The sequence below is a fragment of the Eikenella sp. NML03-A-027 genome, assembly GCF_001648395.1.
Classification (GTDB): Bacteria; Pseudomonadota; Gammaproteobacteria; order Burkholderiales; family Neisseriaceae; genus Eikenella; species Eikenella exigua.
Genome location: NZ_LXSM01000016.1, coordinates 577,046 through 595,240, shown reverse-complemented (window position 1 = coordinate 595,240; position 18,195 = coordinate 577,046). Strand labels below are relative to the sequence as shown.

18 protein-coding genes are annotated in these 18,195 nt (G+C 54.6%); 15 read left to right on the top strand and 3 right to left on the bottom strand.

Annotated elements, in window-relative coordinates; genetic code table 11:
* Positions 1-38: 38 nt before the first annotated feature.
* Entirely contained in the window at positions 39-785 is a 747-nt protein-coding gene (gene bioH / locus A7P96_RS08390; protein ID WP_067526234.1) for a pimeloyl-ACP methyl ester esterase BioH, read from the bottom strand.
* On the opposite strand from bioH, the gene A7P96_RS08385 reads away from it, so the two are divergent.
* From A7P96_RS08385 to A7P96_RS08315, 15 genes are all read left to right on the top strand, one after another.
* Entirely contained in the window at positions 786-1,541 is a 756-nt protein-coding gene (locus tag A7P96_RS08385; RefSeq protein WP_082887951.1) for a ComF family protein, read from the top strand. It begins immediately after the preceding gene.
* Between the two features lie 129 nt (positions 1,542-1,670).
* Complete coding sequence (gene trmL, locus A7P96_RS08380; RefSeq protein WP_067526232.1) at positions 1,671-2,135, top strand: tRNA (uridine(34)/cytosine(34)/5-carboxymethylaminomethyluridine(34)-2'-O)-methyltransferase TrmL; 465 nt, start codon at positions 1,671-1,673, stop codon at positions 2,133-2,135.
* Positions 2,136-2,174: 39 nt separating this feature from the next.
* Positions 2,175-2,981 (top strand): septal ring lytic transglycosylase RlpA family protein, encoded by an 807-nt coding sequence (locus tag A7P96_RS08375; protein ID WP_082887950.1) that lies wholly within the window; start codon positions 2,175-2,177, stop codon positions 2,979-2,981.
* Between the two features lie 187 nt (positions 2,982-3,168).
* Entirely contained in the window at positions 3,169-3,441 is a 273-nt protein-coding gene (locus A7P96_RS08370; protein WP_023886569.1) for a type B 50S ribosomal protein L31, read from the top strand.
* Position 3,442: 1 nt separating this feature from the next.
* A complete protein-coding gene (ykgO, locus tag A7P96_RS08365; RefSeq protein ID WP_003822751.1) occupies positions 3,443-3,568 on the top strand; it encodes a type B 50S ribosomal protein L36 in 126 nt (41 codons plus the stop codon).
* 324 nt (positions 3,569-3,892) lie between these two features.
* Entirely contained in the window at positions 3,893-4,585 is a 693-nt protein-coding gene (locus tag A7P96_RS08360) for a DUF502 domain-containing protein (protein WP_067526230.1), read from the top strand.
* A gap of 105 nt (positions 4,586-4,690) precedes the next feature.
* Positions 4,691-6,499, top strand: a complete 1,809-nt coding sequence (gene aspS / locus A7P96_RS08355; protein WP_067526228.1) for an aspartate--tRNA ligase — start codon at positions 4,691-4,693, stop codon at positions 6,497-6,499.
* 227 nt (positions 6,500-6,726) lie between these two features.
* Positions 6,727-7,188 carry a transcriptional regulator NrdR gene (nrdR, locus tag A7P96_RS08350; RefSeq protein WP_067526223.1) on the top strand — a complete coding sequence of 154 codons (462 nt, stop codon included), beginning with the start codon at positions 6,727-6,729 and terminating at the stop codon, positions 7,186-7,188.
* Positions 7,189-7,278: 90 nt separating this feature from the next.
* Positions 7,279-7,875, top strand: a complete 597-nt coding sequence (locus A7P96_RS08345; RefSeq protein WP_067526222.1) for a hypothetical protein — start codon at positions 7,279-7,281, stop codon at positions 7,873-7,875.
* Between the two features lie 304 nt (positions 7,876-8,179).
* Positions 8,180-8,938 carry a TatD family hydrolase gene (locus tag A7P96_RS08340; protein WP_067526221.1) on the top strand — a complete coding sequence of 253 codons (759 nt, stop codon included), beginning with the start codon at positions 8,180-8,182 and terminating at the stop codon, positions 8,936-8,938.
* 420 nt (positions 8,939-9,358) lie between these two features.
* Complete coding sequence (gene gdhA, locus A7P96_RS08335; RefSeq protein WP_067526219.1) at positions 9,359-10,696, top strand: NADP-specific glutamate dehydrogenase; 1,338 nt, start codon at positions 9,359-9,361, stop codon at positions 10,694-10,696.
* Positions 10,697-11,111: 415 nt separating this feature from the next.
* Positions 11,112-13,391: a class 1a ribonucleoside-diphosphate reductase subunit alpha gene (gene nrdA / locus A7P96_RS08330; RefSeq protein ID WP_067526217.1), complete on the top strand. Its 2,280-nt coding sequence runs from the start codon at positions 11,112-11,114 to the stop codon at positions 13,389-13,391.
* 111 nt (positions 13,392-13,502) lie between these two features.
* Positions 13,503-14,546, top strand: coding sequence for a nuclease-related domain-containing protein (locus A7P96_RS08325; protein WP_067526215.1), 1,044 nt, complete (start codon positions 13,503-13,505; stop codon positions 14,544-14,546).
* A gap of 260 nt (positions 14,547-14,806) precedes the next feature.
* Positions 14,807-15,940, top strand: a complete 1,134-nt coding sequence (nrdB, locus tag A7P96_RS08320) for a class Ia ribonucleoside-diphosphate reductase subunit beta (protein ID WP_067526214.1) — start codon at positions 14,807-14,809, stop codon at positions 15,938-15,940.
* Between the two features lie 142 nt (positions 15,941-16,082).
* On the top strand, positions 16,083-16,946 hold the full coding sequence (locus tag A7P96_RS08315) for an RnfABCDGE type electron transport complex subunit B (RefSeq protein WP_067526213.1): 864 nt from the start codon (positions 16,083-16,085) through the stop codon (positions 16,944-16,946).
* Between the two features lie 289 nt (positions 16,947-17,235).
* Here the strand turns inward: A7P96_RS08315 and A7P96_RS08310 are convergent, their stop codons facing one another.
* Both A7P96_RS08310 and A7P96_RS08305 read right to left on the bottom strand, forming a co-directional pair.
* Positions 17,236-17,745, bottom strand: a complete 510-nt coding sequence (locus A7P96_RS08310) for a cytochrome b (protein WP_082887612.1) — start codon at positions 17,743-17,745, stop codon at positions 17,236-17,238.
* A 212-nt stretch (positions 17,746-17,957) separates the two neighbouring features.
* A complete protein-coding gene (locus A7P96_RS08305; RefSeq protein WP_067526211.1) occupies positions 17,958-18,140 on the bottom strand; it encodes a cyanate hydratase in 183 nt (60 codons plus the stop codon).
* Between the last annotated feature and the right edge of the window lie 55 nt (positions 18,141-18,195).

The window sequence follows — 18,195 nt, the reverse complement described above, 5'->3', positions numbered from 1 at the left end:
TTTAACGAAATTAAAATAGTTTATTATTTTTCAGCCAGCTATGCTTTTTCAGGCAGCCCGATGAACGCGCGGTAGGCGGCAGAAAATCCATCAGCATGGCTCAAAAACGGGATGTGCGCGGCCTTATCAATCAGCAGCAGGCGGCTGTTGGGCAGTTGGTGGTGCAGGTATTCGCCCATGCGCGGCGGAGTGATGCCGTCTTTGCCGCCAAACACGAGCAACACGGGGCACTGCACCTGCGGCAGCAACACGCGGGCATCGGTGCGCACCACGGCATCCAGCGCGGCTTGCAGGCTGGGCGGCACGCCGTGGCGGATAATCTCCGGCAGCACTTCGTCGGCCAGGTGGGCGCGTTCAGGGATGTGCAGAAATTGCAGCTGCAAAAACTGGCGCATATATTTGGCAAAATCTTGGGCAAACAGCGGTATCATCTTGCCCAGCGCGGGTTTGGCCAAACCTTCGGGATAATCCGGCGCGGCGGTGAGGCGGGCAAAGCTGGCGGTCAGGCACAGGCTGCGCACCTTTTCGGGATAACGCGCAGCCATGTGCAGCGCCACTAGCCCGCCGAGCGACCAGCCGAGCAGGTGTGCGGGCTCGTTTAACTGTGCCGCCAGCGAGTCGGCCACGGCGGCCACGTCGAACGTGCCGTCAAACTCGGCCGCGCCGTGGCCGGGCAAATCGGGCGCGGCAACGCGGCATTCGGACAGGCCGGCAGCCAATAGGTCGAAAATATGGTGGTTGGCCGCCCAACCGTGCAACAGCAAAACATCTACGGAATCAGACATATGGCGCTTTCAACTTGGTTAGTTGGGCAGTGGCAGCGTTTTAGCTCCGCAGAAACTCGCTTCGCTCGTTTTAAGGCAGCCTCCAGCCAGGGTAAACGCTGCGTATTATGCCATGAATTATCCGGCAGCCAGGCATTGTGCGGCGGCTGCACGGCGGATTTGCACTGCCTGCGGCTGGATGCGCGCCGCCGTTGCCCGTTGTGCGCCGGTGTTTCCGCTTCCGGCCTGCCGTGCGGCCGCTGCCAACGCAAACCGCCGCCGCAAACCTTGCTGCACGCTGCCTTCGCCTACCGGCCGCCGCTGAGCAACCTGCTGTATGCCTATAAATTCCTCGGCCGCAACGATTTATATGCCGCCTTAGCCGAGCTGATGCTGGCCAAGCCGCCCGCGTGGCCGGCTGAACCTGATTTGGTAATGGCCATGCCTTTGAGCGTGCGGCGGCTGCATAAACGTGGTTTCAACCAGAGTTTGTTGCTGGCCGAATCGGTAGCTAAACACTTGAATCTTCCGCTATTACCGCCGTTTGTGGCAACCCGCTCTCACCGCCCCGCGCAAAGCACTCTGCCCCGCCAATTACGCACCAAAAACGTGCATGGCATTTTTCAGGTAGCCTCGGCAGCGGATGTAAAGAACCGTCATGTGCTGTTAATCGACGATGTTGTTACCAGCGGTGCAACAATCGGCGAACTTGCCCGAACTTTGCAGCGGGCGGGGGCTGCAGCGGTTTATGGCTGGGTGCTCGCCCGTGCCGAATGAAAAGATAATTGACGTAGTTACCCCGCTGCGGCATCATGCCGCGCATCTTCCCAACGGCTGGTTTGTTGCAAATCAGCCTTATTTGTTTGAATTTCGCTGCATATCGCTTCATGTTCAGCATTTCGCTTCATGTTCAGCATTGTTTTATACCAACCCGAAATCCCGCCCAACACCGGCAACATCATCCGCCTGTGTGCCAACAGCGGCGCCGATTTGCACTTGGTGAAGCCGCTGGGTTTCCCCTTGGATTCGGCCAAAATGAAGCGTGCCGGGCTCGATTATCACGAGTTTGCCCGCATCAGCTTGCACGAAACCTTTGAAGACTGCCTTGCCGCCTTGGAGGGTCAACGCATTTTCGCACTCACCACCAAAGGCTGCACCCGGCCCGACCAAGCCGAATTCCAGCCAGGCGATGTTTTCCTGTTCGGCCCCGAAACCCGCGGCCTGCCAGCAGAAATCCTCGAAAGGCTACTTGAAAACCAAAAATTGCGCCTGCCCATGCTGCCCGGTAGCCGTAGCATGAACCTTTCCAATACAGTGGCTGTGATGCTGTATGAAGCATGGCGGCAAAACGGCTACCAAGGCGGTATCTAACCGCCAACAACCCCATCCACTCAAGAAACGGAGTCTGTTTTGGCTAAATTGAAAAACGTCTTCTTTATCGGCATCACTGCCGCAATCGGTCTGTGCACCGCCCTTATCAACACCGCCGCTGCCGAGCCCAAAACCGCAACGGCCAAGCCCGCCGCCCGGCAGCAATACCACAGCCGCGGTAGCATTCATTTAAACGCCGTCGCCAAACCCGAACGGCTTCACCAATCCGCCAATCGCAGCTACCAAGTACGCGGTGTGCGCTATACCCCGATGACCAATGTGCGCCAGTTCACTCAAACCGGCCGCGCATCCTGGTATGGTCGCCAATTCCACGGCCGCCTCACCGCTTCCGGCGAGCGCTACGACATGAACCTCATGACCGCCGCCCACAAAACCCTGCCCATCCCCAGCTATGCCCGCGTAACCAACCTTTCCAACGGCAAAAGCGTGGTGGTGCGCATTAACGACCGTGGCCCCTTCCACAGCAGCCGCGTAATCGACGTATCCCAATCCGCCGCCCGCCAACTCGGCTTCATCAATGCTGGCACCGCCAACGTGCGCATCGAACAAATCCTGCCCAGCCAGGCACGCGCCGAGGCCGAAACCCAACAGCCCGCTGCCAAACCAGCTGGCAATATTTATGTGGATTTGCGCCACTTCAACCAGCGCAAAGCCGCCCACGACTACGTAGTACAAACCACCACCCGCCTGCGCCATGCCAACAATACCAGCCAACAGGTATTCATAGTGCCGCAGCGCAACGGCGGCTTCCTCGTCCGCATGGGCCCGTTCACCCACCAAGACAAGGCCGAACAAACCAAGGCTGTGGTTACTACCGAACTGTAAACGCCAACTATCGGCAAACAGGCTACCTGAAAACGCAGCGCAGCGAAGTTTCTGCGAAGCTAAACTTTCAGGTAGCCTGTTTCTTATCCGCCACTACTCAAAATAACCTAATCAAGAACAATTCTTGTCTTGCCAAACCATCCAGCTTATGATTAAATGTTATGGTATAACATTTGAAAGGCTGTTTATGAAACCAAATATCCACCCCGAAAACTACCGCACCGTCCTGTTCTTTGACAGCAGTGCCAACGAAGGCTGGCTCATCCGCTCCTGTGCCCCCACCAACAACACCATGCAATGGAAAGACGGCAAAGAATATCCCGTATTTATGCTCGACACCTCTGCCGCCTCCCACCCCGTTTATACCGGCCAGCAACGCGAGCACAGCAAACAAGGTCGCGCCAGCGCATTCAATCAACGTTACGGCAGCATGATGTCTGCCCTGAAAAAGGATAACTGAAATGCAAGTCCTCTCCTCTCTCAAAACCGCCAAAACCCGCCACCGCGACTGCCAAGTGGTGCGCCGTCGGGGTAAAGTGTACGTGATTTGCAAAAGCAATCCCCGCTTTAAGGCTCGGCAGCGTTAAACCAGATCTCGACTAAACAATAGGCTACCTGAAAGCCATTTCCACGAAGCCAACACCTCTTTCGACAACGCCCATTTTCCGATTCCGATTCAACACGCATAGACCGTTGTCGAATCTAAGGTTTCTTGCAAACCCGGCGTTGGCTTCGTGGAAATGGCTTTCAGGTAGCCTTTCTGTTCCCACTGTAAAACTCAATCATGCCATGGCATCAAACCAGCCCCTATCCCGTCAATAAATTCAATCCCTTCCCGCAAAGCCCTCGTTTATTCCACCGCAAACGCGTATAATGCGCCACTTTTACTAAGTCATTCCTACGGGATAGACATGAGCGAGCAAACACCGTCAGAAAGCAGCGGCATCGGCAAAGCCATCAAGCGCTACCTGATTACCGGCCTCCTAGTCTGGCTACCCATCACCATCACCCTGTGGGTGGTAACCTACATCGTTTCCACCACCGACCACCTCTTCAACCTGCTGCCCACCCAATGGCAGCCGGAGAGCTACCTCGGCTTCAACATCCCCGGCCTCGGCTTCATCCTGGCCATCGTTGTGCTGTTCGTAACCGGTGTGCTCGGCGCCAACGTGCTCGGGCGCAAAGTGATTGAAGGCTGGGATTCACTCCTGGGTCGGATCCCTGTGGTGAAATCTATCTATTCCAGCGTGAAAAAAGTGTCCGAGAGCCTGCTCTCCGATAACAGCCGCTCGTTCAAAACCCCCGTGCTCGTGCCGTTCCCACAGCCCGATATTTGGACGATTGCTTTTGTGTCCGGCAGCCTTTCCGAAGCATTGCAACAAGGGCTACCTGAAAACGAAGAATACCTCTCCGTATACGTGCCCACCACGCCCAACCCCACCGGCGGCTACTACATCTTCGTGCGCAGACAAGACATCCGCCCCTTGGCCATGAGCGTGGACGAGGCATTGAAATATGTGATTTCGCTGGGTATGGTGGCACCGGATGAGCACAAAAACGGCAAATTAGCTGCTCCAACCAAGCTGCCCGAGCCTACCGAATGATTTTTCAGGTAGCCTCTTGCCAATTCCAAAGGCTACCTGAAAACCCTGCAAACCTTTACAATTACCCTTTATCGTTTAACAAAACACTTTTCAGGAAACACCGAAATGCGTACCAACTACTGCGGCCTAATCAGCGAGCAATACTTAGACCAAACCGTAACCGTCAAAGGCTGGGTACACCGCCGGCGCGACCACGGCGGCGTAATCTTTATCGACCTGCGCGACCGCGAAGGCATCGTCCAAGTCGTCATCGACCCTGACACGCCCGAAGCGTTCAAGCTGGCCGACTCCGCCCGCAACGAATATGTTTTGAGCATCACCGGCCGCGTGCGCAACCGCCCCGAAGGCACCACCAACGACAAAATGGTGTCCGGCAAAATCGAGATTTTGGCCAAAGAAATCGAAATCCTGAACCCCGCCGCCACGCCGCCGTTCATGATTGACGACGAAAACATCAGCGAAACCGTGCGCCTGCAAAACCGCGTCATCGACCTGCGCCGCCCCGTGATGCAGCGCAACCTGCGCCTGCGTTATCAGGTAGCCATGGGCGTGCGCCGCTATTTGGACGCACAGGGCTTCATCGACATCGAAACGCCGATGCTGACCCGCTCTACCCCCGAAGGCGCGCGCGACTACCTCGTGCCCAGCCGCGTGCATCCGGGCGAATTCTTCGCGCTGCCGCAATCGCCGCAGCTGTTCAAACAACTGCTGATGGTGGCAGGTTTCGACCGCTACTACCAAATCACCAAATGCTTCCGCGACGAAGATTTGCGTGCCGATAGGCAGCCTGAATTCACCCAAATCGACTTGGAAACCTCGTTCCTGAACGAGGATGAAATTATGGACATCACCGAAGGCATGGCGAAACAGGTGTTCAAAGACGCGCTGGGCGTGGAACTGGGCGACTTCCCGCGCATGCCCTATTCCGAAGCCATGTTCTACTACGGCTCCGACAAACCCGATATGCGCATCAGCCTGAAATTCACCGAGCTGACCGATTTGATGAAAACGGAAGAATTCAAAGTGTTCCGTGGCGCAGCCGATATGAAAGGCGGCCGCGTGGTGGCTCTGCGCGTGCCGAACGGCGCGAAACTCAGCCGCAAGGAAATCGACGAATACACCCAGTTTGTCGGCATCTACGGCGCGAAAGGCTTGGCCTACATCAAAGTGAACGATGTAACCAATTTGAGCAACGGCGAAAACAGCGGTTTGCAATCGCCTATCGTCAAATTCCTGTCCGAAAGCAGCCTGCAAGAAATCATCAAGCGCACCGGCGCGCAAAACGGCGACATCATCTTCTTCGGCGCAGACAAAGCCAAAGTGGTGAACGAAGCCATCGGCGCGCTGCGGATTAAAATCGGCAAAGAACACGGCGCGGAAAACGGCTATTTCGTGGACGAATGGAAACCGCTGTGGGTGGTGGATTTCCCCATGTTCGAGTATGACGAGGAAAACGACCGCTGGGCCGCCATGCACCACCCGTTCACTTCGCCCAAACCCGGCCACGAAGACCTGATGGAATCCGACCCTGAAAACTGCCTGGCCCGTGCCTACGACATGGTGCTCAACGGCTGGGAAATCGGCGGCGGCTCCATCCGTATCCACCGCGCCGATATTCAGGAAAAAGTGTTTGCCGCGCTGAAAATCAGCCCCGAAGAACAGCAGGAAAAATTCGGCTTCCTGTTGGACAACCTGAAATTCGGCGCACCGCCGCACGGCGGTTTGGCATTCGGCCTCGACCGTTTGGTGGCCTTAATGGCTCAAGCCGAATCCATCCGCGACGTGATTGCCTTCCCGAAAACGCAACGCGCGCAAGACCTGCTGGTGGACGCCCCCAACCATGTGGACGAGCTCCAACTGCGCGAACTGCACTTGCGGCTGCGCCAGAAGCAAACCGAGCAGAAAGAAGCGTAAACAGCCAAACACACAGCCTGAAAACACCGTAGTTTTCAGGCTGCATTTTATTCTGGCTATAGTGCTTGCCGCTGCAGTTTTGGGACGGGATAGCCAAAGCAATTATGGCTGCATACGAAACGAACCAACACTGCAGGAAAAAATTAGTACTTTGGCTATGGCCTTCGGTTAGAGTACAATACCAACAAGCAAACTACTGTTATATAAAATATTAAACTACCCCACTTATGAAATGCCCCTTCTGCCACCATAACAACACCCAAGTAATCGACTCCCGCCTGCTGGAAGAACAAAACAGCATCCGCCGCCGCCGCCGCTGCGCTGCCTGTGACCGCCGTTTCAGCACCTACGAAACCGTAGAGCTGCGGATGCCGCAGATTATCAAAAACAACGGCGAGCGCGTTATGTTCGATCCGCTCAAACTGCAGACCAGTCTGCAACGCGCCTTGCACAAACGCCCTATTTCCGCCGAAGCCATCGAACACACCGTGCACGAAATCGAAGAGTGCCTGTATAAAACCGGCAGTAAAGAAGTGCCTTCCCGCCTGATTGGCGAATTGGTGATGGAGCGGCTTGCTAAGCTCGACCAAGTGGCCTATGTGCGCTTCGCCTCCGTGTATAAAAGCTTTAAAGACGTGGCCGAATTTACCCGCACCGTAGCCGGGCTGGAACGCACCGACCCTTCCTAAGCCGAGCAAAATCCTGCAAACCCGCTGCGCCATGCAGCCCGTTTTGCTATACTGCGCTCCGTTTACGTTTACTGACTCCAAGGAAAACCCATGAACCGCCCCCACACATCCCTCCTCCTGCTTGCCCTTTCAGGTAGCCTCTTGTTAGCCGGCTGCAACCAACAGGCAGAAACCTCCGTGGTTGCCCCCAGCGCCAGCGAAGTAGCCGCCGCGTCTGCAACCGCCGCCGCATCTGCCGCCGCACAAAACCCCAGCCAAACCCTGGCTACAGAAGACGGCGTCATCAGCCTCACCGTAAACGGCCGTTTTGAAGACAAACTAGCCGAAGCCGCCCAATATGTCGACGGTGCCGACAGCAACAAACCCAGCCTGCTGCAATACGACGCCGACCAAGACATCACCATCACCGTCAGCAACTTCGGCGCGCCCAAGCAGCCAGCCGAAGCCTACTTCGCCAAACTGAGCGAAAGCCTGAAAGCCGACCAAAGCCTGAAAGACACTGCCGTGGATACGCCTGTCGACCAGCGCATGGGCTACCGCTTCAGCCACGGCCAAGACGATAACGTGCTCAACGAAAGCTGCGTGGCCGTGTATGCCAAAAACCTCTACACCGTCTGCGCCGCCAGCAGCACCGCCTCCCTTCCCGAGCTGGATGCTTTGCTGAAAAACCTCACGGTAAAACAATAAGCCATACCAAATTCGTCAAGCTGCTCAAGTTTGGCGAATTTTGCTTACCCGGCACGGCAAGTTTTCAGGTAGCCCTTTCAAACACGATGGCTACCTGAAAATTCATCTCCGACGAATTTAAAACGAGCTCATGCAGCTTGCTACGCAGCCAACACCCAGCCTGCCATTTTCAGCATGGCATAGTTGATAATACCTGCTCAGCCTATGTGCTTAAGGCTACCTGAAAGCCTCAACCGATTTTCAGGTAGCCTCTGCATCCCACAAACTGCGCTATACTGCCCCATCAGCTCCTCATGCCTCCACCATGCTTACCGACACCCACTGCCACCTCGCTGACTCCGCACTTGCCTGCCGGCTACCTGAAATCACTACTGCAGCCCATGCCGCAGGAGTGCAGCGTTTTATTGTGCCGTCGGTTACCGAAGCGGATTTCGATGTCGTCTGCCGGCTGCATGCCCCACCCAAATATTATGGCGCGCTTGGCCTGCACCCGTGGTTTGCCGAAAGCTTCCAACCCAGTTTAATTAGCCGCATCGCCGAGCGCTTGCAAGCACAGTCGGGGCTGCTGGTGGGCGAAATCGGGCTGGATTACTATGGCGATCGCAAGCAGACCCGCACCGAGCAAACCACCGCCCTGCTCGCTCAGCTCGACTTAGCGCAGCAATTTGGCCGCCCTGTGCTGCTGCACCATGTGTGCGCCGCAGCCGATGTGGTTGCTGCACTCAAGCACAGCGGTTTCCGCAGCGGCGGCATTGCCCATGCGTTTTCAGGTAGCCTCGAAGAAGCCCGTGCCTTCATCCGTTGCGGCTTGCTTATCGGCATCGGCACACTGGTGCTTAACCCGAATGCCCGCAAAGTGCGTACCGCCGCCGCGGAGCTGCCGCTGGAACACTTGGTGTTGGAAACCGACAGCCCGTTTATGCAAATAGCCGGCGCAGGAGAAAACACGCCCGCCAATGTGCGGCAGGTGGCAGAAGCTGTAGCAGCCTTGCGCGGCATCAGCACCCAAGAGGTAGCTGCAGCCACCGAGCAAAATGTGAACCGCCTGCTGTCTTTCTCTTAAGTTCAGATGACCGAAATCTCAAGCATCCAAACTTAGAAAATTGATTTGAATAATTGGCCAGAAACCATAAAGCTTGTCCATTTATTACTTTCTGCCAGTTTCGGTGGATAAGACCTCCTGTTTCACACATTCAATCTGTTGATTTAGATACATTCAAAATCAAATCAATCAGGTACATTTTCATTTTTTACCACCATCAGTCAGGCCACAGCGCTTTTCAAATTTTTCAAAAAATCAAGACAATTCATTCATTTAAATCATCCTATCGAAAACAGGGCAAATAGAGTAGAATTCCATACACGATGGTGGTTTTTCAGAATTATTTTCTACTATCTGTATTGTATTGCGGCAACCACTAAAAGGCTATTTTGCCAAACTAAATCTATATCTCGTTTTTAATCAAATAATTAGGAGTACTTTATGAGTGATTTGAATACCCTGTTTCAACAAATCAAACAGCGTGATCCCGAACAGGCCACCTTCCACCAAGCCGTAGAAGAAGTTTTCGGCAGCCTTGCTCCTTTCCTCTCTAAAAACCCTCAATACACCAAATACAACCTGCTCGCCCGTATCGTGGAGCCAGAGCGCGTGATTATGTTCCGCGTTTCCTGGGTAGACGATAAAGGCCAAGTGCAGGTAAACCGCGGCTACCGCGTGCAAATGAACTCCGCCATTGGCCCCTATAAAGGTGGCTTGCGCTTCCACCCCACCGTAAACCTTGGTGTACTCAAATTCCTGGCCTTCGAACAAGTGTTTAAAAACGGCCTAACTACCCTGCCCATGGGCGGCGGTAAAGGCGGCTCTGATTTCGACCCCAAGGGCAAGAGTGAGGGTGAAGTGATGCGCTTTTGCCAAGCCTTCATGACTGAGCTTGCCCGCCACATCGGCGCCGATCTAGATATACCCGCCGGCGACATCGGCGTGGGCGCACGCGAAATCGGCTACCTCTACGGCCAATACAAACGTGTGCGCAACGAATTCACCTCCGTGCTCACCGGTAAAGGTTTGAGCTACGGCGGCAGCCTGATCCGTCCCGAAGCCACTGGCTACGGCACGGTATATTTCACCGAAAGCATGCTCAAAACCCGCAAAGACAGCATCAAAGGCAAACGCGTAGTTATCTCCGGCTCCGGCAACGTGGCGCAATTCGCCGCCCAAAAAGCCCTGCAGCTGGGCGCAAAAGTGCTCACCGTGTCCGATTCCAGCGGCTTCGTCAAATTTGCCGACGGCGGCATGACCGAAGCCCAATGGCAAGCATTGGCCGAACTGAAAAACGTACGCCGCGAACGCCTTTCCGTGTACGCCAAAGAGCAAGGTTTGGAATACCACGAAGGCAAACGCCCGTGGCACGTGCCCTGCGACGTGGCCCTGCCCTGCGCCACTCAGAACGAGCTCAACGGCAAAGAAGCCCAAGCCCTGCTGAAAAACGGCTGTATCTGCGTAGCCGAAGGCGCCAATATGCCTTCCACTCTGGATGCAGTTAAAGCCTTCACCGATGCGAAAATCCTCTACTCCCCAGGCAAAGCTAGCAACGCCGGCGGTGTGGCCACTTCCGGCCTAGAAATGAGCCAGAACGCCATCCGACTCTCTTGGAGCAGCGAGGAAGTGGACAAACGCCTGTTTGAGATCATGAGCAACATCCACGAAAACTGTGTGTCTAACGGAACAGAAAACGGCTACACTAACTACGTGAACGGCGCCAACATCGCCGGCTTCAAGAAAGTGGCCGATGCCATGCTGGCTCAAGGCGTGGTGTAAACTAATCTGTAGTAAGTGCCGCCAGCAAACCACGCTGTTTTTTATTGATGGAAACAGCGTGGTTTGCTTGATTGCTCAAGGTAGGCCAATAATAAAGGCTACCTGAAATTGGCACCGTGCTTATCACGAGACAAAATTTCAGGTAGCCTCATCCATATATGGCAACCACCTCATCACCTTTTTCCAGGTAGCCTCCCCACTCTGTTGCACCCATCACTCAAGCAATCACTCTACCGACTTCAATAAAATTATTTTTGCTTGGTGTAAGTGATTGGTTTAGAAAACCATACACCACCCGGCCACAAAGCCTTACATTTTGCCACCTTTTTTTTGCCAGCGAAATACATTATATTGTGCGAGTTTAACTCGCTAAACACATTATCTTGTGTTGCCTACTCAAAATCAGGATGGGAAAATGAACGATACCGTTAATCTCAAAGTTACCAAGCGCGACGGCCGTTTGGAGCCGATCGACCTCGATAAAATCCACCGCGTCGTTACTTGGGCGGCACAAGGCCTCGACAACGTATCCGTGTCGCAAGTCGAGCTTAAATCCCATATCCAGTTTTACAACGGCATCCGTACCGACGACATCCACGAAACCATCATCAAAGCCGCTGCCGACCTGATTTCCGAAGACACACCCGACTACCAATACCTGGCCGCCCGCCTCGCCATTTTCCACCTGCGCAAAATCGCCTACGGCCAATACGAACCGCCACACCTGTTCGACCATGTCAGCAAGCTGACTGCAGAAGGCAAATACGACCGTCACATCCTCGAGGACTACAGTCGCGAAGAGTTTGACGAAATCGACGGCTACATCGACCACACCCGTGATATGTCCTTCTCCTATGCCGCCGTTAAGCAGTTGGAAGGCAAATACCTGGTGCAAAACCGCGTCACCCGCCAGATCTATGAAACCCCGCAGTTCCTATACATCTTGGTGGCCATGTGCCTGTTTGCCAAATATCCTAAAGCCACCCGCTTGGATTACGTCAAACGCTTCTACGACGCGGTTTCCCTGTTCAAAATTTCGCTGCCCACCCCCATCATGAGCGGCGTGCGCACCCCCACGCGCCAATTCTCCAGCTGCGTGCTGATCGAATGCGACGACAGCCTGGACTCTATCAACGCCACCACCAGCGCGATTGTGAAATACGTTTCCCAACGCGCGGGCATCGGCATCAACGCCGGCCGCATCCGCGGCCTGGGCAGCGAAATCCGTGGCGGCGAAGCCCAGCACACTGGCTGCATTCCGTTTTTCAAAATGTTCCAAGCCGCCGTTAAATCCTGCTCCCAAGGCGGCGTGCGCGGCGGTGCGGCCACCCTATTCTATCCGCTGTGGCACATCGAAGTGGAAAGCCTGTTGGTGTTGAAAAACAACCGCGGTGTGGAAGACAACCGCGTGCGCCAGCTCGACTACGGCGTGCAAATCAACCGCCTGCTCTATACCCGCCTGATCAAAGGCGGCAACATCACACTGTTCTCGCCCAACGAAGTGCCCGGCTTGTACGACGCCTTCTTCGCCGACCAAGACGAATTCGAGCGTCTGTATGTGCAATACGAGCAAGACCCGGCCATCCGCAAACGCGTAGTGCCCGCCACCGAGCTGTTCTCCACCCTGATGCAGGAACGCGCCGGCACCGGCCGCATCTACATCCACAACGTAGACCACAGCAATACCCACAGCCCGTTTGACCCCGCTGTGGCTCCCGTGCGCCAATCCAACCTGTGTCTGGAAATCGCCCTGCCCACCAAGCCGTTAAACGACATTAACGACGAAAACGGCGAAATCGCCCTCTGCACCCTGTCCGCCTTCAATCTCGGTGCATTGGAAAACCTGGACGAGCTGGAAAACCTTTCCGACCTCGCCGTGTGCGCGCTCGATGCCCTGCTCGATTACCAAGACTACCCCATCCCCGCCGCCCGCAAAGCCACCATGAACCGCCGCACCCTGGGCATCGGCGTGATCAACTACGCCTATTATCTGGCCAAACACGGCGTGCGCTACAGCAACGATTCCGCCCTCGCCCTCACCCACCGCACCTTCGAAGCCATGCAATACTACCTGCTCAAAGCTTCCGTGCAGCTGGCCAAAGAATACGGCGCCTGCCCCTTGTTCGGTCAAACCATGTACGCCAAAGGCGTGCTGCCCATCGACACCTACAAAAAAGACCTCGACAGCATCTGCAGCGAGCCCCTGCACTACGATTGGGAAGCCCTGCGCGCCGAAATCGTCCAGCATGGCCTGCGCAACTCCACCCTCACCGCACTCATGCCCAGCGAAACCAGCTCGCAAATCGCCAACGCCACCAACGGCATCGAGCCCCCGCGCGGCCTGGTAACGGTAAAGGCTTCCAAAGACGGCATCCTCAAACAAGTCGTGCCCGAATTCGAGCGCCTGAAAAACCAATACGAAACCCTGTGGCAGATGGGCAGCAACGACGGCTACCTGAAATTGGTCGGCATCATGCAGAAATTTGTCGATCAGGCCATTTCCGCCAACACCAGCTACGACCCCAAACGCTTCGACGGCGGCCGCGTACCCATGAAGCAGATGCTCAAAGACCTGCTTACCGCCTACAAATTCGGCCTGAAAACCCTCTACTACCACCACACTCGAGACGGTGCGGACGATACACAGAGCGATATTCAGGACGACGGCTGCGCAGGCGGAGCTTGCAAGATTTAGCCTGTAATAACGAGGCTACCTGAAAAAGGAGTTTATTTTCAGGTAGCCTATTCCTCCTTGTTGGTTTCAGCCCAACAGGCTACCTGAAAACCCTTTTTCCACATCCACATCATGCTGATTAAATCTGCCGACGATAAAAGCAGCAAGCTGAAACTGCTCGAGGCCATAGATAAACTGCCGCTCAACAAACAACAGCGCGAACAGTTAACCAATAAATTATGGAAGCTGCGTACTGGTATCAATGGCGAGAAAGATGCTGCCTTTTACATCGACAACTACCTAAAAGACAGCAAATACTATGTAGTTATCCATGACTTACGGATAGAAATCGACGGAGAAGCTGCACAAATCGATCATCTATTGATCAACCGCGTTTTTGCCATCTTGTTGGAAACCAAAAACTTCAATGGCAACCTCACTATCAACAAATTCGGCGAATTCACGGTTCAATATCCCAGCGGTAAGAAAAAGGGGATCCCATCCCCCATCGAACAAAGCAAACGGCACGAACGAATCCTATTGAAACTGTTCGATCGTATCGGCGTGAAAATGAAAACCGGTCGACCGTTGGAAGTACACCATGCCGTTCTTGTGTCGCCGCAGTCCATTATCCGCAGGCCAGATAGCAAAGATTTTGATACTTCCTGTGTCATCAAAGCCGATGCTATCCGACAATGGCACGAACAATTCGGCGAAAATAGAGTAGGCGTCGGCTTCGTTCTCAACCATATGTTTGATGCCCTGTTAATCAACAACGAAACTATTCACGAATGGGGGCGGCGCATTGCGGCAGAACACAAGCCGGAAGGGCTACTGGAATACCTGCCCAACTCCATCAAGCCCTTATTGACAAACTGCCACACCTGCGGGCAGGCCATCAGCGAAAATGAAGCATTGCTATGTCTGCATAACCATGAACGCTTCAACGGCAAAATATACTGTCGCGAGCACCAGCAGGCAGCCTTACAACAAAAAGCACCCCCTGCCAGTCCCAAATCCGAAACCGAACCGTACATGATAAATACTGCGAACACTCAGGCTGTCATGAAAAACTCAGCCAGGCAGTCATTCAATATTGCCAAAAACACAGCAGCCGTTTCGGCGGCAAACTGTATTGCCGCGAACATCAGCAGAGCAACACAACCGACAAAATAAGCAACACCCAAGCCGAGCAAACAGAAACAGAACAAATCCATTGCAACCACCCAGGCTGCGATAAGAAGCTTACCCCGGCAGTTGTCCAATTTTGCCAAAAATATTCCAAACGTTTTCACGGTAAACTGTATTGCATGGAACACCAACGTGCCAAAAACCGTACCTAACCCGCCATATTATTTTCAGGTAGCCTGAAACCCTATATCCTTTACCAATCACATTGCAAAAGAGATCCCGCCATGTCCTGTGAACACCTCGTCATGTCCTACAGCACCTTCAGCAAGGAAAAAAACGACGCCCTCAAAGAGCCGATGTTTTTCGGCCAGCCCGTAAACGTAGCCCGCTACGACCAGCAGAAATACGAAGTATTTGAAAAACTGATTGAAAAACAGCTTTCCTTCTTCTGGCGGCCGGAAGAGATCGATGTATCGCGCGACCGCATCGACTACGCCAACTTGCCCGACCACGAAAAACACATCTTCATCAGCAACCTCAAATACCAAACCCTGCTCGATTCCATTCAAGGCCGCAGCCCCAACGTTGCCCTGCTGCCCTTGGTATCCATTCCCGAGCTCGAAACCTGGATTGAAACATGGAGCTTCAGCGAAACCATCCATTCGCGCAGCTACACCCACATCATCCGCAACATCGTCAACGATCCCTCCATCGTGTTCGACGACATCGTGCAAAACAAATACATCATCGCCCGCGCCGAAGACATCGCCTGCTACTACGACGACCTCATCGAATACACCCAGTATTACAACCTGTTGGGCGAAGGCGAGCACCGCGTAAACGGCAAAACTATTGTGGTGAGCCTGCGCGATTTGAAGAAAAAACTCTACCTCTGCCTGATGTGCGTCAACGTGCTCGAAGCCATCCGCTTCTACGTTTCCTTCGCCTGCTCCTTCGCCTTTGCCGAGCGCGAACTGATGGAAGGCAATGCCAAAATCATCAAACTCATCGCCCGCGACGAAGCCCTGCATCTCACCAGCACCCAGCACATGCTCAATCTCATGCGCAGCGGCACCGACGACCCCGAAATGGCCGAAATTGCCGCCGAGCTGGAAAACGACTGCTTCGAGCTCTTCAAAAAAGCCGCCGAACAGGAAAAAGAGTGGGCGGAATACCTCTTCAAAGACGGCAGCATGATCGGCCTGAACAAAGACATCCTGTGCCAATATGTGGAATACATCACCAACCACCGCATGATGGCCGTCGGCCTGAACGCCGCCTTCCCTGCCGCCACGCAAAACCCTATCCCCTGGATCAATGCCTGGCTCTCCTCCGACAACGTTCAGGTAGCCCCGCAAGAAGTGGAAATCTCCTCCTACCTCATCGGCCAAATCGACGCCGAAGTCAGCGCCGACGACTTGGGCGACTTCGAACTGTAAGCCCGCCAGAAACCGAGCCAAAAGGCTACCTGAAAATCGCCAAACTGATTTTCAGGTAGCCTTTGAGCTTGAAACCGCGTGTTAAAATAAAACGGATTAACGTTCGATACAACCCATAACCAAACCCAACTGCCACACTACCATGCCCACTGCCAGCCAAATCGAAGCCCTCCTGCCGCAAACCCAATGCCGCCAATGCGGCTACGACGGCTGTGCCCCCTATGCCCAAGCCATCGCCCAAGGCCAAGCCCCCATCAACCTCTGCCCGCCCGGCGGCGACATCGTGTTGCACGAGCTTGCCGAGCTGCTGCACACCCAGCCGCTGCCCCTGGTCCAGCCCGAAAAAGCCGCCATCAAAGCTCTGGCCTTCATCGACGAAACCACCTGCATCGGCTGCACCGCCTGCATCAAAGCCTGCCCCGTCGATGCCATCCTCGGCGCATCCAAACTCATGCACACCGTACTGGCCGACGAATGCACCGGCTGCGGCCTTTGCCTGCCGCCCTGTCCCGTGGACTGCATCGAAATGCAGCCCGTACCCGATGCCGTATTGCCCCGCGCCGGCACCCAAACCCAACCCGCCCAAGCCCGCCGCGCCGCTGCCGCACATGCCAAACAACGCTTCCAACACCGCGAGCAGCGCCAACAGCGTGCCGCTGCCGAACGCCAAGCCCACCTTGCCCAACGATCCGCCGCCGTGCAAGCAACTGCCCAAACGCCCCCATCTGCCCAGCTGGCAGCAACCCCTGCCAAACCAAATAATCCCACCACGCCCACCTTCAATCCCGCCGACCTCATCGCCCGCGCCATGGCCGGCGCACAGGCACAGCAAAACCAGCGCACCGTACCCAGCAATCACGACAGCTTCCGCCAACAACAAATCGCCGCCGCCCAGCAACAAGCCGCCCACCGCCGCGCCCTGAAAAACATCCGCTACGGCAACGAAGCCGAGCAAGCTGCCGCCAAAGACTACCTCCGCCAACGCAAAGCCGAAGAAGAAGCCTAATCCAAAAACTGATCCGTCGTGGCCAGTAAACAAAAACTCGCCGAAAACGATTTGAACCAGCAGTACAGCAAAAAACTGCGCGCCACCCTGAGGCAGAAAGAAAACGAACGAATGCCTAAACTGCCTCAACAGCTGAATACTTGATACCGGGCGGGCATGAGCCGCCCGCGGAAACCCAATCCGTCGCCTTATCCCAAACAAAAAGGCTACCTGAAAATCCTACACAGCAATTTTCAAGTAGCCTATTTTGCTTCTTCGGTGCCGGCTTAAGCCGGCCAATTCAACCATATTATTTGCCGGACATCCGATTGATGATCTTCTCGCCGCGCAGCTGATGCAGTACCACCATGGCAATGTGCCCGAAGGCCAGCAAAAACAGCAGGTACGCCAGTTTACCGTGTACCGCGTTGCCCAATTGAGTCATCCACTCGATAGGCTGCTCGATTTTATGCATCACCGTGATGCCGAACACTTCCAAATCGCCGCGCGCAGAGCCGTATTGGCGAATCATCGCCACAATCGGCACAGCCGCCATCAACACATACAGCGCGGCATGCCCCAGCTTCATAGCCAAGCTGCCGTGCGGGCGGTTGCGCCAATTTGCCAGCGCCCAAACCAGGCGCAAGGCCACCAAAACCAGCAGAAGGAAGCCCACCGATTTGTGGTAGCTTATCAGGCTGTAGTATTTTTCGTTAATATTCCACATGACCGCCGTGCACAGCATAAAGGCAAACATGGCCGTCATCAGCCAATGGAAAAAACGGCTGAGGGTACCGTAGTATTGTGGTGTGTCTTTCATTCTTATTTCCTTTTTTAAATTTTTAAAAACCGAAAAGTAGTGGATTATAACGGATTAAATGAACTTTTGATACCAAGCAGCAAGCCGTAGACAATACACGGCTACTTAACGCACGCTAAATTCTGTTTGATGCACCAATAAAGGCTACCTGAAACATAACGCAGCAAAGTTTCTGCGAAGCTAAATTTTCAGGTAGCCTTTTGATTGCTGGCTTATTTGCCAAACAACGCCGCCACCATCTCGGCCTGCTCTTCGGTGAACGCGGGTTCGCCGAGGCGGGCGGCCACGGTGTATTCGTTGGCAAACTGCCGCTGGGCAGATACCGCCTGCCATTCTTTCAGGCGGGCACTTTTGCCCTGTTTGATTTTGGCGGCAGCTTGTTTGCGGGTGGGCATGGTGGCAAATACTGTTTGAATAGAAGAATAGATTTTTCAGGTAGCCTTGATTGTG

Excerpts from the sequence above, each read along its gene's own strand:
- bioH (WP_067526234.1), bottom strand. The coding sequence starts at position 785 with ATGTCTGATTCCGTAGATGTTTTGCTGTTGCACGGTTGGGCGGCCAAC.
- A7P96_RS08385 (WP_082887951.1), top strand. The coding sequence starts at position 786 with ATGGCGCTTTCAACTTGGTTAGTTGGGCAGTGGCAGCGTTTTAGCTCC.
- trmL (WP_067526232.1), top strand. The coding sequence starts at position 1,671 with ATGTTCAGCATTGTTTTATACCAACCCGAAATCCCGCCCAACACCGGC.
- A7P96_RS08370 (WP_023886569.1), top strand. The coding sequence starts at position 3,169 with ATGAAACCAAATATCCACCCCGAAAACTACCGCACCGTCCTGTTCTTT.
- ykgO (WP_003822751.1), top strand. The coding sequence starts at position 3,443 with ATGCAAGTCCTCTCCTCTCTCAAAACCGCCAAAACCCGCCACCGCGAC.
- A7P96_RS08360 (WP_067526230.1), top strand. The coding sequence starts at position 3,893 with ATGAGCGAGCAAACACCGTCAGAAAGCAGCGGCATCGGCAAAGCCATC.
- aspS (WP_067526228.1), top strand. The coding sequence starts at position 4,691 with ATGCGTACCAACTACTGCGGCCTAATCAGCGAGCAATACTTAGACCAA.
- nrdR (WP_067526223.1), top strand. The coding sequence starts at position 6,727 with ATGAAATGCCCCTTCTGCCACCATAACAACACCCAAGTAATCGACTCC.
- A7P96_RS08345 (WP_067526222.1), top strand. The coding sequence starts at position 7,279 with ATGAACCGCCCCCACACATCCCTCCTCCTGCTTGCCCTTTCAGGTAGC.
- A7P96_RS08340 (WP_067526221.1), top strand. The coding sequence starts at position 8,180 with ATGCTTACCGACACCCACTGCCACCTCGCTGACTCCGCACTTGCCTGC.
- gdhA (WP_067526219.1), top strand. The coding sequence starts at position 9,359 with ATGAGTGATTTGAATACCCTGTTTCAACAAATCAAACAGCGTGATCCC.
- nrdA (WP_067526217.1), top strand. The coding sequence starts at position 11,112 with ATGAACGATACCGTTAATCTCAAAGTTACCAAGCGCGACGGCCGTTTG.
- A7P96_RS08325 (WP_067526215.1), top strand. The coding sequence starts at position 13,503 with ATGCTGATTAAATCTGCCGACGATAAAAGCAGCAAGCTGAAACTGCTC.
- nrdB (WP_067526214.1), top strand. The coding sequence starts at position 14,807 with ATGTCCTACAGCACCTTCAGCAAGGAAAAAAACGACGCCCTCAAAGAG.
- A7P96_RS08315 (WP_067526213.1), top strand. The coding sequence starts at position 16,083 with ATGCCCACTGCCAGCCAAATCGAAGCCCTCCTGCCGCAAACCCAATGC.
- A7P96_RS08310 (WP_082887612.1), bottom strand. The coding sequence starts at position 17,745 with ATGAAAGACACACCACAATACTACGGTACCCTCAGCCGTTTTTTCCAT.
- A7P96_RS08305 (WP_067526211.1), bottom strand. The coding sequence starts at position 18,140 with ATGCCCACCCGCAAACAAGCTGCCGCCAAAATCAAACAGGGCAAAAGT.